Annotated in this window: 11 protein-coding genes, 1 tRNA gene and 1 pseudogene; 6 read left to right on the top strand and 7 right to left on the bottom strand. The window is 55.4% G+C overall.

Features of this window, described 5'->3' with window-relative positions; translation table 11 throughout:
- Positions 1-43: 43 nt before the first annotated feature.
- The 6 genes from ACTJI7_RS08625 (at position 44) to ACTJI7_RS08600 (ending at position 4958) form a co-directional block, all read left to right on the top strand.
- Positions 44-1003, top strand: coding sequence for a quinone oxidoreductase family protein (locus ACTJI7_RS08625; protein WP_192979476.1), 960 nt, complete (start codon positions 44-46; stop codon positions 1001-1003).
- Between the two features lie 277 nt (positions 1004-1280).
- Positions 1281-1487, top strand: coding sequence for an AbrB/MazE/SpoVT family DNA-binding domain-containing protein (locus ACTJI7_RS08620; RefSeq protein ID WP_063154982.1), 207 nt, complete (start codon positions 1281-1283; stop codon positions 1485-1487).
- A 753-nt stretch (positions 1488-2240) separates the two neighbouring features.
- The gene (locus ACTJI7_RS08615; RefSeq protein WP_126818426.1) at positions 2241-2501 is read left to right on the top strand and encodes a hypothetical protein; all 261 of its coding nucleotides are present in this window, start codon (positions 2241-2243) and stop codon (positions 2499-2501) included.
- Positions 2502-2640: 139 nt separating this feature from the next.
- Positions 2641-3138: a hypothetical protein gene (locus ACTJI7_RS08610; RefSeq protein WP_063154980.1), complete on the top strand. Its 498-nt coding sequence runs from the start codon at positions 2641-2643 to the stop codon at positions 3136-3138.
- 3 nt (positions 3139-3141) lie between these two features.
- The gene (locus ACTJI7_RS08605) at positions 3142-4707 is read left to right on the top strand and encodes a colicin E3/pyocin S6 family cytotoxin (RefSeq protein WP_126818428.1); all 1566 of its coding nucleotides are present in this window, start codon (positions 3142-3144) and stop codon (positions 4705-4707) included.
- Positions 4704-4958 (top strand): pyocin S6 family toxin immunity protein, encoded by a 255-nt coding sequence (locus ACTJI7_RS08600; RefSeq protein WP_063154979.1) that lies wholly within the window; start codon positions 4704-4706, stop codon positions 4956-4958. Before ACTJI7_RS08605 ends, ACTJI7_RS08600 begins: the two co-directional genes overlap by 4 nt.
- Before the next feature lie 99 nt (positions 4959-5057).
- Here the strand turns inward: ACTJI7_RS08600 and ACTJI7_RS08595 are convergent.
- The 7 genes and pseudogenes from ACTJI7_RS08595 to ACTJI7_RS08565 all read right to left on the bottom strand — a co-directional run bounded on the left by ACTJI7_RS08595 (position 5058) and on the right by ACTJI7_RS08565 (position 13707).
- Positions 5058-5321: pseudogene (locus tag ACTJI7_RS08595) on the bottom strand (Arm DNA-binding domain-containing protein).
- A gap of 179 nt (positions 5322-5500) precedes the next feature.
- Positions 5501-5576, bottom strand: a tRNA-Asn gene (locus ACTJI7_RS08590).
- Between the two features lie 164 nt (positions 5577-5740).
- On the bottom strand, positions 5741-7930 hold the full coding sequence (locus ACTJI7_RS08585) for a TonB-dependent siderophore receptor (protein WP_192979427.1): 2190 nt from the start codon (positions 7928-7930) through the stop codon (positions 5741-5743).
- Positions 7931-7956: 26 nt separating this feature from the next.
- Positions 7957-9282, bottom strand: coding sequence for a lysine N(6)-hydroxylase/L-ornithine N(5)-oxygenase family protein (locus ACTJI7_RS08580; RefSeq protein ID WP_047367864.1), 1326 nt, complete (start codon positions 9280-9282; stop codon positions 7957-7959).
- Positions 9279-11021 (bottom strand): IucA/IucC family protein, encoded by a 1743-nt coding sequence (gene iucC / locus ACTJI7_RS08575; protein WP_063154978.1) that lies wholly within the window; start codon positions 11019-11021, stop codon positions 9279-9281. Before iucC ends, ACTJI7_RS08580 begins: the two co-directional genes overlap by 4 nt.
- Complete coding sequence (locus ACTJI7_RS08570) at positions 11018-11965, bottom strand: GNAT family N-acetyltransferase (RefSeq protein WP_049000072.1); 948 nt, start codon at positions 11963-11965, stop codon at positions 11018-11020. The genes iucC and ACTJI7_RS08570 overlap by 4 nt, the downstream gene beginning before the upstream one ends.
- The gene (locus tag ACTJI7_RS08565) at positions 11965-13707 is read right to left on the bottom strand and encodes an IucA/IucC family protein (protein ID WP_063154977.1); all 1743 of its coding nucleotides are present in this window, start codon (positions 13705-13707) and stop codon (positions 11965-11967) included. Before ACTJI7_RS08565 ends, ACTJI7_RS08570 begins: the two co-directional genes overlap by 1 nt.
- Positions 13708-13762 lie beyond the last annotated feature (55 nt).

Below are 13762 nucleotides of genomic sequence, written 5' to 3'. Positions count from 1 at the left end.
ACGGATCTTTCTGACGGTCAAAAGACGAGACAGAGGAAAATTTATGAAGGCAGCGGTTTATGACGTGGAAGGCGCTCCCGGCGTCCTGCAATATGTCGATGTTCCGGATCCGGTCGCAGGGGCTGACGATGTGCTGATTTCAGTCGAGGCTATCTCAATTGAAGGGGGAGATCTGATCAACCGACGTTCAACTCCGCCACCTTTTCCTTCATGGATTGTTGGCTACGCGGCCGCGGGGACGGTGGTTGCCGTCGGGTCGCAAGTCCGTAGCCGCAAGGTTGGAGACAGAGTGACTGCTTTTAGCATGCAGGGATCGCATGCGGAACGTTGGGCTGTGCCTGCGGAACGAACGTGGCTTATAGCAGACGGAGTGGATGCAGCAGAAGCGGCGGTGGTACCGATCTCCTTTGGAACAGCATATCACTGCCTCTTCACACGAGGCATGCTCCGGCACGGAGAAACCGTTCTGATTCAGGCAGCAGCGGGTGGCGTGGGGCTCGCGGCCGTTCAGCTTGCCTCACAAGCTGGCGCGACGGTCATCGCCGTGGCAAGCGGAACGCAGCGAAAAAACCGGTTGCTGGAACTGGGGGCCGATCATGTTGTGGATCGTGTAGAGAATAACGTCGTGGAGAGTGTCCGACAGGTCACTCGTGGCACCGGTGTTAACCTCGTCATCGATCCGGTAGGGACGACGTTGCCTGCGTCGCTTTCTGCACTCGCGCCGGAAGGGCGTCTCGTTTTCGTCGGTAATGCGGGCGGTGGCAGCCTGACAGCCGACTTATGGCCGGCAATGCAGTCTAACCAGACGCTCATGGGGGTATTCATGGGCCCCCTTTTTGAAAGGCCTGAGGTTCGGGCAAGCGTGGACGAGATGTTGCAGGCTGTAGCGGCAGGGCGCATCAGGGTTGTCATTGACCGCATCTTCCCCCTGGCTGACGCCGCCGCGGCCCATGAATACGCGGAGACAGCGAAACCGCTTGGCCGTATTGTTATGAAGCCATGATGGGGGTTGACCTTAGCCTGGCCCCCACAATGCTCCCGATGCGGAAGCCGCCTCGCATTTCGTTTATCCGAACCGCCATAATTCTTTTAACAGTAAAAACAGTTTTTTATTATCAGCCTTCTTAGTGACGCAATTCGTTCCCACCAGCGCTGCCCTTCGATGGATAACGGCTCTCTGCCCACTTAATTACGAAAAGGAAATCACCATGAATCTGATGAATAACTGCGCATCTCCTGGCATAAATGTTATATTAAAATATAATATTAGGAGGTGCGCTATGTATAAAACTCGCCTGAAAAAGGTCGGCGGATCCATCATGTTGGCGGTTCCTCCCGCCGTGTTGAAAACGCTGGAGCTGTCGACGGACAGCGAAGTCGGCATGACCATTAACAATGGCTGTCTGATCATTGAACCCCAAAAACGGCCTCATTATTCGCTTGAGGAGCTGCTGGCGCAGTGCGATCCGCACGCTGAAATGAGTTAAGAGGATCGAGAATGGATTGATGCGCCTGCGGTGGGAGAGGAGATTCTGTAAATGGACAGAGGGGAAATAAAAAGTTTTCACAGAAGAAACTTTGGTTTCCACAGAAGAAACTTAAATTTCCGTACAGAAAACTTTCTTCGTGAAATATCTTTTAAATATAAAAGATTATGCCTCCTTAATACTATAATATGTTTAATAATCTTAACGGGGAGTGTGCCGGTGAAATGGCACCGTCTATTTTTCTGCTTTGTTTTTACTTGATGTTATGGACAGCAAGTGATTGTTTTATACAATCACGAAGCGCTGCTGATTTTTTAGTAAATATACAATTGTTTTTCCTCTACGTTATAGCGGCTACGCCGCAATCCTTTATGGATAAATCCATCATTAACAGGGATGAACCCTGTTTCAGCAATGTGATTGTTTTGGACAATCACGAAGTGCTGCTGCGGATATTTTTTTTCTGTAAACTTAAGAGTAAATGTTATATATCGAAAAAGGAACTGATCTTCAGTAAAAGGATTCTTTCCATATGCAATTAAATAATGGAAAATATGTTAGCCATTAAATCCCATTGGATATCAGCGTCAGGGCGTAGCCGTGCGGCAGCACATGAGCGTTAGCTCATAAGATAAATATCTTTTCAAAAAGTGAGTAATAAACAGGCAGTAAACCTGTTCTGAAGGGTAAGTTAAATTGGATTTTCTTCAACAGGAAATGGTATTTTTTATATAAGATAAGGAGGAGCATACAATGAAAGCTATAAAAATAATAAACATCTTTAAAGCGAAAGAAAACTTTCCCTTTATGACCTGTTTGATCACCAGCATGGAGGAAAATGAAAAAGGAATAAACCTCACGCTGGAAAGTGGTGAAAGCATCTGCATTAAAGATTACGGTTATTACTTACTGCCAGAAGCTGACGGTGATTTGTACAGAGAACAAATGATAAACAGCTACAGAAGGCTATTTTCTGAACTCTGCGAGATAAGTAAAGGGACCGTAATTCATTAATGCCCTGATCTGAATACGTCATCATTGTTGGTTTTATCGTTGGTTTTTTATAACCTCATGACAAACATCGCTTTTAAGTCAAATTTCAAATCGGTTAGTATTGCATCAACTTAACCACAAATATGACAGGGAAAATGGAATGGAGCGTCAATACGACAATGAACTGACCCCGGAACTGCTGGCAAGACTGAATCACTCCTCGTTTACAGCGGAAGAGCTGGCAGAGTTGGATGATGAAGTCCGTGCGCTGGTTGCAGAGCAGGAAGCATCCCGTCGCCAGCATCCGATTATTGCCATTTACCGACCGGCTGTAGCAGGATGTCTGACCCGGAACGGTGGAACGGGTGATGAGTTTAATCCTGATTCAGAGAAAGGACGCAAAATCCGTCTGAAAAATGGAGTCTGGGCGAGTGTTCTGACTGAAAGCTGTACGGTTTCTTATCCTGACGGTAGCCACGCCCGCATTGTCAGCAGTGCGGGAAATCGTAACAGACTGAATGGGCAAGGTGTGGCTGTGGTTGGCAGCATACTAGATAATGGTGATGAAATTATCAGCACTCCACAGGGAAGTAATATAATGATCGTCCGGGAAGGTGCGATGCTGCCGGACGATTTTTTGGTTACCCCTGGAGTGTAACCAATGGGATATCGCACAGAAAATTATGGACGCGGGCAGGCTTTTGAAAATGATAAAACGACGACCGGGGCAAGATGTATTGCCTCCATTAATGACAGCGAGTTTGATCGCCGGATAGTCCGGGTGGGAGATATGACCACGCCCTGTCCAAAATGTGGAGAACCGGGACGGATTATTAATGGCGAATCGCGGGTTGAATTCTTCGGAAAAGCTGTTGCAATGGACGGCTCTGAAGTCAGTTGTGGCTGTCCTCGTGGCACAAATCGTGTAATAGCCCCGGCGGGCCAATGGATGGGGAGGGGCAGAGATCCCGTTGATATCGCAAGGGAAGAACACGCAGCCAGAGTAGTTGCAGAGAGACAAGCAGAAGAAAAGCGACTGGCTGAAGAACGTGACCGCAATCGGGTATTCGCTAAATCCTGCCTTCGGGGTGAAGGTTGTAATGATGCCGGAGTAGATCAGGAGCCTCATACCAATTTCGCTGCGATGGCATTTTATCAGGCTGTACCACCTGCCGACCCTGCATCAGATAATGATGTTGTCCAGCACGCCCAGACTGCCAAGAAGAAGAAGCCTGCTGAAGATATTCCAGAGCCAAAGAAACGAAGCGCCCTGTATAAATGGTGGTTCGGTAATCATGAGGAAGTCGAATACCAGAGGGCAATAGCCGCAGCTACGAGTGCTGCCAATGTTCAAACGGCTGTTGAAGGTGCCAGTGTCCTTGGGTTGGTAGGTGGAAGTGCTATTACGTCAGGAACATGGGCTGTTCGTGGTGCAACGGCGGTAGGTGAAATAGCGGCAGCAGGTCACGGAGCGCCATTAGCTGCATTACTGGTAGGAATGTATCCCGGTAAGCTCAATGAGGGTGAGCAGGATTTTATTGATCGCATGAGACTTGAGCAAATGCGTGAAGCACCAAGCCGTGTGCGTTACACATGGGAACAGGATGATAAAGGTAATCCTGTTCCTCATGGCTGGCACACTCCACCCGGTAAAGATATGGTGCGTGTGCGCAAAATGGAGTGGGACAGCAGTCGAAAAGTGTATACGTTCACCACAGAGGAAGATCCGCGTATCACCATTATCTGGACGCCCGACAGTTCAGGTGTCAATGTTCCTTCAAATACAGGCAACCAGAACCCAGTAAGGATACCAAATCCGGTAGTTGTCGATCCGCTGCCAGAAAATACCAGTATTGAGGCAACGACCACTCCGACCCCGGAAGAGAAGAATTTTGCGGATTATATTCTTGTTCTGCCACTGCCTAATATTCCACCAATTTATATTTATCTGAATGCTGATCATAAATATCATGTGGCTCCAAAGGGAAATCCTCCATTACCTGCCTTCCCAGAAGCTAAAACGGCTAAAAAAAGAACCCCGGTTAAGGGCGGGGGATCATTGCGTTCAAGATGGAAAGATTCTAAAGGGCGTATCTATGAATGGGATTCACAACACGGTACGGTCGAAATTTATGATCGTTCAGGGCGCAATCATTTAGGCGAGTTTGACCCAATAACAGGTGAGCAAACTAAACCAGCAGATCCGACAAGAAAGGTAGAAAAATGACAATTGTTTATACTATTGATGCTTTCGAACGTGTAGATGAACTACTCGTCTTCGAAATCGATATACCAAAAGAAAAACTCCCGGAAATAGCTAAAGTCATGGTTTGGACGGATGAAGACTATAGTGACTTTACTGCAGGGATCGGTGGATGGGATCTTACCAGCCAACAGGTCAAGGCAATTGAGAAAATCTTGGATAAAAACTTTTTCCAAGAAGATTTAGATTTTCAAATATCAGGTGGGGAACTCTGAAATAGAGTTATCCTCGCTTTAAAGCGCGTTTTCAATTACCTATCCAACATAAGCAGCACAACACACCTTGTGTGCTGCTTCGTCTTTAAGCTCCTTAACCTAGGCCTGTTTCTTTGCATTAGGGTCATTGCCCTGAGCAAGAAGCCTTTTGGCCTCATCGCGTCGCTGTCTTGCGTCAGAAAGAGAAACAGCAGGGTAAGACACCTATAGAGAAGAGTTTTTCTTCCCTTCGAAACGATAGGCCATTTGCCAGTATTTCGAACCTTTAGGGGTAACACGAATGAACATACCAAAGCCATCAGTTAGCTTGTATTCCTTCTCAAGGGGTTTTGCATTTTTTGCTTTAATATCAGTCAGTGACATGAAAACGCCCCTCGCTTGTTGGTAAAAGGGAAATTGAACCAGCATTACCAGCATTTTTACCATCAAAATGATATGGCTTCGAGTGGTTTTTAGTGAACGAGGGCGAACGACTGAGAGGGGATAACCAATTGATAGAAATGCAGAAAGCAGACGTTAGTGAACGTCTGCTTCCCTTAAATTGGCTCCTCTGACTGGACTCGAACCAGTGACATACGGATTAACAGTCCGCCGTTCTACCGACTGAACTACAGAGGAATCGTGTGAACGAGGCGCATATTATCGACCTCGGTACGCCTTGTCAAAGGGTGAAAACGCGCTTTTTGTTCGTTTGCCGACTATTTCAGCAAATCGCTGATTTTATAGCAAATTCGCGTTGAAATTACACAACGAAATGCGCCGCCCGCAGGCGGCGCGAAGGATCAGAACAGCACGGAGTAGTTCAGACCAAACGTACGACCGCGGCCTTTATAGGTGTACAGGCCTGGTGCACCGTAGGTTGGGCTATACAGCCCCGGCGCGCGCTGGCCCCAGGCGGTGGTGTAGTCTTTGTCCAGCAGGTTTTCCACGCTGAAGCTGACTTTCCCCACCGGCAGGGCGTAGCTACCCAAGAAATCGACCGTGTTATAGCCATCGATCTTCTTGCCGTCAGCGTCAGACACGTCAAAGGTCTGCGTGCTCTGCACGCGCAGGGTCCAGTCGCCCGGCGCCCAGTTCACCCATGCGCTGGCTTTCGACGGGCTGGCGCTGTCGACCGTCAGCTTCTCCCACTTCCCGTTTTCGCGGGTTTCAGACTTGATGGCGTTAAAGTTCGCGCCGGTGCTCCAGTCGCTGTCGGTGAAGAAATAGTCCACCTGGCCTTCAATCCCGTAGATACGACGCTTATCGTCTTCCAGGTTGATGGTCATATCTGTCTTGTTGATGGTGATGGTTTTATCCGAGAGCGAGTAATACGCCGCGACCTGCGTGCGCAGGTTGTCACCGGTGAAGCGCCAGCCCAGCTCGTAGGCGTTGACCTTGATGCCGTCCAGCGTTGAGTCGTTGACGTTCACGCTGTTCAGCAGGCGATAGTGGCCGTTGCTGAGTTGGTAGGTGCCGGAGCCGTAGTACTTCGCCAGATCCGGAATTTCGAAGCCCTGGGAGAAGTTAAACCACAGCTGCTGCTGTTCGGTCAGACGACCGAGGATCCCGGCGTTAAACAGGAAGTTGTTGTAATCGGTTTTCCCGCCCGGCACCGCGTCGGCGGAGGTGGCTTTCCCGGTGGCGATGGCCTGCTGCTGAGCGTAGCCAACAAAATCATCCACCTTGTTTTCGGTGTACTGGTAGCGCACGCCGCCGCTCAGGGTGATGGCGTCAATGTCATAGCTCGCCTGCAGGAACGGAGCGAGGTTGGTGATGCTGTAGCCCGGATAACGGCCCACGTTGTAGGCGTTGTCCAGCTCCATGCCGCCGGTCGCCGCCGCTTTGCTCAGGTCAAAGAACTGCTGGTTGGCATCGAACGTTTCGTGGTCGGCATCAACACCCCAGGTCAGCGTCAAATCGTCCACTGGCTTGCTGTTCAGCGTCAGCTTGCCGCCGTAAAAATCGGTTTTCTGCTGCGACGCGCCGATGCTGCTCACCACGCCTTTGGTCAGGGTCGGGAACGGGTAGTAGGTCAGGCTCTCGTCACGGTAGTAAATCTGCGCGACCAGATCCTGGCCCCAGAAATCAGTATTAGAGTACTGCAGGTTAATCAGATGGCGCTCGGTGCCCGGCACGCGGTCAGAGTCGAGATTATCCTTGTTGTACGCGGTGGCATCGCCCGTTACCGCCGAGAAGTTCTTCCCGAGATACAGCCCATGCTTGCCGTCGGACTCGCTCTTGTAGTACTGGGTAGTGAGCTGCAACTGCTGGTGATCGTCGATGTTGAGGGTGCCTGTTCCCATCACATCAATACGGTCGGAATACTGTAGGCCGGTCTGGGTGTTATCGATGATCACCTCGTCGCCGTTGCCGTCATACCAGCCGCCGTAGCGCTGATACGACACCGACAGACGGCCGGAGGCGTTGTCGTTGCCGCCGCTGACCGCAGCCGACACGTTCTCATCGTGGTCATTGTGGCTGTTAAACCCGCTTTTTGCTCCGGTCTGGAACTCAACTTCGGTCTCCGGCTGGCCCTTTTTGGTGACGATGTTCACCAGGCCGCCGGTGCTGCCGCCGCCGTACAGTGACGTGGCGCCGGAGATGACTTCGATGCGGTCAATGTTGAACGGGTCGATGGAGTCGAGCTGGCGGCTGTCGCTGCGGGACGAGTTCAGGCGTACGCCGTCCACCATCACCATCATGGAGCGGCCGCGCAGGTTCATGCCGTAATTGGTACGCCCCTGGCTGCTGACGTCCATACCCGGGATCAGCTGCGCCAGCACCTCTTTAATCTCTTTCCCGCCCTGAACCTGCTGCTCGATCTCAGATCGTTCAATGACCCAGGTGGTCTGCGCCATCTCGGCCACGCTGCGGTGCGCGCGGCTGGCAGAGACCACGATATTTTCTTCCTTTTGTTCTTCCGCCCACGCAGAGGTAGAAAGCATTGCAAGCAAGCAAGGATTTAAAACCCAAAGATGAGAACGTTTCATTGTTATGTTGATCCTGATTGTGTGTGTCAGTACTCAGTGGTTTTTGCTAACGATTTAAAAACCTGGCTGCTCTCCGGGCTGGTGGTGCTCCGCCAGTGGATAACGCCAGGGGTGGTGGCCAGTTCAAACGGCTCGTCGGCATGTGCGCGATTCAGAATTCGCGCCGCGCGCCAGGCCATCAGGCTGAGCTGGGGTTCGGCAATGCCGAGACGATGCATCCCGGCGTTCACGGCGAACAGGCGGTTGCTCTGCGGACCGTCCCATTCGAGGGTGAAATCGTTGTTAATGCAGAACGCTTCGTCCGCATCCAGATGCAGGCGGTGAGACAGCGGTGCGAGGAACGCGGGCTGCACGGCGCGGTAGCCGGTGGCGAAAATCACCACGTCGCTCTCCAGCTGCTCGTGGCCGCCGTCGAGGTGATGCTGTATGCTCAGGCGCTGACCGTTTTCCTGGCGCGTCAGGGCCGTCACCGAGCGGGACGGCATCAGGTGCGCCCAGGGTTTTTCACGCAGCACTTCGAAGCGGTGATACATGGCGCGGTAAATCGCCAGCAGTGACTCGGTGGTGATACCGTCGGAGGTCATCTTCTGCTCGTGCAGCATCTGACGACGCGCCTCTTCACCGAGCGTGGAGAAGCTGTCCACGTACTCCGGCGTGAAATACTCGTTAGCAAAGGCGGCTTCATCCAGCGCATTGTAGTTGTTGCGGCGCGAGACCCAGTTCAGGCTCAGCGGCTGGCCCCATTCGCCACGGAAAATATTCAGGAACAGGTCGGCGCCGCTCTGGCCGCCGCCGACAACGGTGACGCGCTTGCCGGCGAGATCCGGCGTGCGCAGCATCATCTCGCTGGCGTGGAAGCAGGTATCGTCCTGCGCCGTGACGCAGTCAGGCAGGTTGATCTGTTTGCCAATCCCCACACAGACGTGGCGCGCCAGGAAGCGGTCGCGCTGGGTCACCACCTCAAACAGGCCGTTTTTCTCATCAAAGCTCACCTGCTGCACCTGCTGGCTGAAGGCGAGGTTGGTGAGGTTGTCCGCCGCCCAGCACAGGTAGTCCGCAAATTCTTCGCGGGAAACCGTGCGCTGCTCGGTGGTCAGGAAGCGGTAGAACTTTTTGCGCTGTACCAGGTAGTTCAGAAAGCTGTGGCGGTTGGTCGGCTCCACGGCGCTGACCAGATCCTTCAGGAAGCTGGTCTGCATGTGGCAGTCCGGCACCATCATGCCCGGGTGCCATGAGAAGTGCGGTTTACGCTCAAGGAACAGCGAGCTAAAGCCGTCCAGACCTTCTGCGAGGGCGGCGACGCTGAGGTTAAACGGGCCAATACCAATGCCGATGAAATCATAGGTTTTCATTGCGCGGACTCCCGGGAGGCCAGAAAAAGAGGGTTATCAAGATCGGTAACGTAGTTCGGCAGCATGCGGCTGCCGCCGTCGTGTTCGGAGAAGGTCAGTTTGACCGGGTTGAGGATCACGCGAATAATCTGCGGCTTAAACAGATCGAATTTCGCAAAGCGCTCCGCAAGCTCCGGGTGCGCGGCCATATAGCGGTGCAGCACCCCGGCGAGGATCTGATAGAAACGCGTTTCGCTGACGCCGCTTTGCAGCGTGAGGCGTGAAATAAAGCGCAGCACCGTCACAAAGTTGCCGGTTTGCAGGTCGTGGATGATGTAATCCGCGCTCAGGCGCGCCGTCACCGCTTTTACCTGCTCCGGCAGGCTCTGCGCCTGTGGGAAATCCTCGTCCACCAGGCGCATATCGCCCTGGAAATCCTTCAGCAGGATCCGCTGCGGGACGTAGTCCTTCATCACCAGCGTCACGTTCTGGCCGTGGGCAATCAGCGCCACGCCGTAGCGGCAGAGCAGGTGGTAGAACGGGATCACCGTTGCCTCGAACAGCTTTTCCAGCCACGCGTCGGCGGTTAACCCCGAGCGCGTGATCCACGCGTCGATCAGCGGACGCCCGGCGTTGTCGGTTTCCATTAGCGCCGCCATCAGCACCGCCTGCTCGCCGTCCTGCAGATAGCAGGATGGGTTCTCGCGCCAGATCACGCCCAGCATCTCCTGATAGCGGTAGGGCGCTTTCGGCAGCGCCGCGTAGCCCGGATGCGACAGATACCCGGCGGCGGGTTCGCCCAGCACCTGCGCGCCGGAGCGGATCAGCGTGGCGTCAGCGGCGAACTGCTGCTGCAGCCAGCGCGAGGCCAGAGGACCGGCGGCAATGTACTTGCCCGGAATGCCGCGATAGCAGGAGGTGTTGTAGATGGTCAGCGGCAGCTTGATGTCATACGGCGCGCGACGGCTGGCGTTGGTGAGCGTGCGCAGGGACTGCTGGGCCAGGTACTCATCGCCAAACTCGCCCAGCTCAACCATTTCACCGCGTGCCAGCTGCGCAAGAAAATGAATGGCAATTTTTTGCTGCCACTGCCACGGGTGCAGCGGCACGGGCAGACAGCCGTCGTCGAGACCCAGCGCCTGCCAGCGAGCGTCAAACCGGGCGCGCTCGGCATCATCCATGGTGCTGGCCAGCAGAGCGTGAATGTCGCAATCGGCGTCGCTGCTCCAGACCAGATGTTCACGCTGGACGGCGACCCAGTGCAGGCGGAAGCGCCCGCGGTATTCCGGCGCGTACTGGCGCAGCGCGTCCAGACCCCAGCCGCGGCGGCCTTTGTTGAAAATAAACTTCGGGTGGCCGCTCATCAGACACTGTAATTCGTCCGGGTCGAGGTGGATCAGCGCGTCCGCGTCCAGCGCTTCACGCGCCTGCAGCAGCTGCATGTCGCCGCGCAGCGTGGCGTAGAGATCTTCCATGTGCTCCGCCGTTTGCGCGTCGCTCATCTCCAGCACCGTCGCCAGCTGCAGCAGCGCGCTCTCCGCTTCCACGGCGGCGCCGCTGGCGGTGGTCAGGCTGTCCGGATCGATATGCAGCCAGCCCCAGATCCCGCGCGCGGCGCGAAACTGCCAGGACTCGTTGCCCATGGCGATGCGCCAGCCGTCCGATGAAACCGGCTCAGCGCGCAGGGTGCGTTCGTATTCCAGCTCCGCGAGGATCTTCGCCACCATCTCGCGGTTCACTTTCTGCCAGAGCGCGTTCACAGGCCCACCTCGCTGAAGAAGCGGTGACGCTGGCTCATGATGAGGCGCGAGCGCTTGTGCGGGAAGTCGAACTCTTTTACCGTGTCGAAACCGGCGGAGGCCAGATGGCGGAACAGGCGCTGGTTGTCGAAGCGCGGCTCGGCCACGATGCGCGCGGTGCGCGGTTCATCGAGATACAGATAGTGGCTCAGGCCGCGCAGCCAGCTGCGGATATACTGCGCGCCGCGCCAGTTTTCTTCGCCCACCAGCATGTGCAGCCCGCGGTCAAACGGCTGCCAGCGGTAGTGACGGCCAATGCGGTCTTCTGCCGCCCAGTAGAGTTCAAAATAGCCAAACGGCTGGTCGTCGAAGCAGCCGATAACCGGGTAGCAGTAGGTCGAGTCAAGCTGGCGGCGCAGGTAGTTTTCCTGCTCGGCCTGCGGGCCCGCCATCTCCCAGAAGGCGTTCACGCGCGGGTTATTCATCCATTGAGTGAAACGCTCGCCGTCCAGCGCCACGTCCGCCACGCGGAAGCTCAAAGTGCGCTTGATTTGCGGATCGTAACGGCGATACACCTCGCCCTGCGGGCGACGAGGACGCAGCGGGAAGTACAGCTGGCGGCTCTCATCAAACTGCATCCCACCGCTTGCCTGCGGACGTTCGCCTTGCAGCCACAGCGGCAGCTGCCAGAAGGTTGCACGCGCCAGATAATCCCCGTGGGCCTGGCTAAACAGCGCCTGCGCCTGGGGTTCATCCTGCCAGTCCGCCCACGGCAGGGTAATGCCGGTCAGGGCGGGCGCGGCAACAAACAGCTGATCGAGGGCTTCCACCAGCCAGCCGGCCGGGATCCCGGTCAGACGCTCCAGCACCGCGCTGCCGTCAAGACCCAGCGTCAGCGGCAGATTTTGTTCCGTTGCGGTGCAGCGAAAGCCGTAGCCGGAATGGACGATATTCGCGATGGCCATCACGCCTTCTCCTTGTAAAACGGGTTGCTAAAGTCGAAATAGATCACCGCCGGATCGACGATGGTGTTCTCATTGCGATCGTGCAGGTAGCAGAAGAAGTTGCCTTTGCAGTTCCAGGTCGGGCTGTCGAGCACGTAGTCGAGGCAGCGGGTCTGCTTCGCCGTCGTGCGCAGCCCGGCCAGCGCGTCACGCACGCGGGACATCAGGTGCTCTTCGCTGTCGAAACCGGCGGCGGCGAGAGCGGCGGTGACCGCAAGGGTGGAGTTCAGCAGCAGGTAATAAGGGAAGTAGCGCAGCAGCTGGCTTTCACCGAAGCGGTTTTCCACGTCGGTTTCGCCCGCCTCTTTCAGCCACGCGTCGGCCCCTTCGGTCCAGGCGCTGCCCTGGCAGTCGCGGTAGATCAGCCCGACGGGGAAATCCTGCTGCATCTCAACGAGGATATTTTGCTGGTGCGCCAGCAGCACCAGACCGTAGTCCGCCTCGGCGCTGAACAGCGGAAGCAACACGCGGTCGCAGTAGGCGTCCAGCCAGCAGCGGGCGGCCTGGGCGAGCGGTAAATCCAGACGCTGGCTAAGACGGCGTACCGCTGCGGCCAGCAGACTGTCGCCGCCGTCAGGCGCGGCCTGCGTCAGGCTGACCAGCACGTTGGTCTGGGTGTCTGGCGTGTCAAACAGCAGGTTAACGCGCAGGGCCATAAGGCTCTCTTCCTGAACGACGCCGTTTTCATCACGCAGTCCCGCCCAGCCGTCTTCCTGCATCACGCGCATGGTCGGGTAGCGGGCCTGTAAATCTTGCCAGCGTTCTGTTTTCGCCAGCCGCGCCAGGCGCATACCGCGCTTAACCTCTTTGACCGACAGCGTGCGCACGGAGTTGGTCAGGCGCACGCTGAGGGAGAATTTAATCATGTCGCTGTTGGTTTCGCTGTACAACGAGCGTGAGGAGCTGGTGGGCAGCCACTGTGCGCCCGCTTCACCCAGGTCCTGTAATGAACCGTTTGCCGCCAGACGCTGACACCAGTCCTGCTCCAGCAGATAGTCGGCCTGCCACGGATGCATCGGCAGCAGCCAGCGGGTGTCGGTGAAGTGGCCGAGCAGTTCGGGCGCGCTCTGGGCGGCGAAGCGCAGCAGACGCTCGCGCAGGGAGACGTTCAGGCTGTCGCCGGCAACGAGCGTGCTCTCAACGGCAAACCAGCGCAGCGGGAAGCGGGAGCCGAAATCCGGCAGATACCGGCGCGCCTCGGTTTCGTTGAATGGCTCGTGGGATTTTGGCGCAGGGTGAAACGCGTGGCCCACCAGCAGCGCCTGTTCCGCTTCGGCAAACGTCAGCGGCTTGTCGCGCAGCGTTGCCCAGCCGTGGCGCAAATCAATCGCCTGCCAGGTATGGGTATGGCTTTCCAGCGCGCGCAGTTTAAAACGCGTCAGCGTATCGGCATCCAGTGAGCCTTTTACTGAGGGTTTTTCAAGAATTAAATCAATCAGTTGAGTGAAAGTGACGGCGTCACCACTGTCGCTATCGCTCTGAATAAGCGTTGCCGGGAAACGGTACTGATGGTGCTGGGTTGGTGAGAAATAGCGTACCGGAACCCGAAGGGCCTGGGAGGAAGAGAGTGGAATATGAATGTGCGCTAACTCATCCGCTGCGGCTGCGGGGAGATAGCGCCAGTCCTTCGTTTCGCGTAACAGGGCGTTTAAAAAACACTGGGCTGCAACGTCTGTACCGGCAGAGCGGGGCAGAGCACGCATAGATGTACCTCATTCCATGACTGATAATAATTCTCGTTATGATATTCATTCTGTT

This window comes from Enterobacter sp. 22499 (genome assembly GCF_052044815.1).
Classification (GTDB): domain Bacteria; phylum Pseudomonadota; class Gammaproteobacteria; order Enterobacterales; family Enterobacteriaceae; genus Enterobacter; species Enterobacter bugandensis.
Note: the sequence above shows the minus strand (reverse complement) of the source record. Positions and strands in the feature narration are given on the sequence as shown.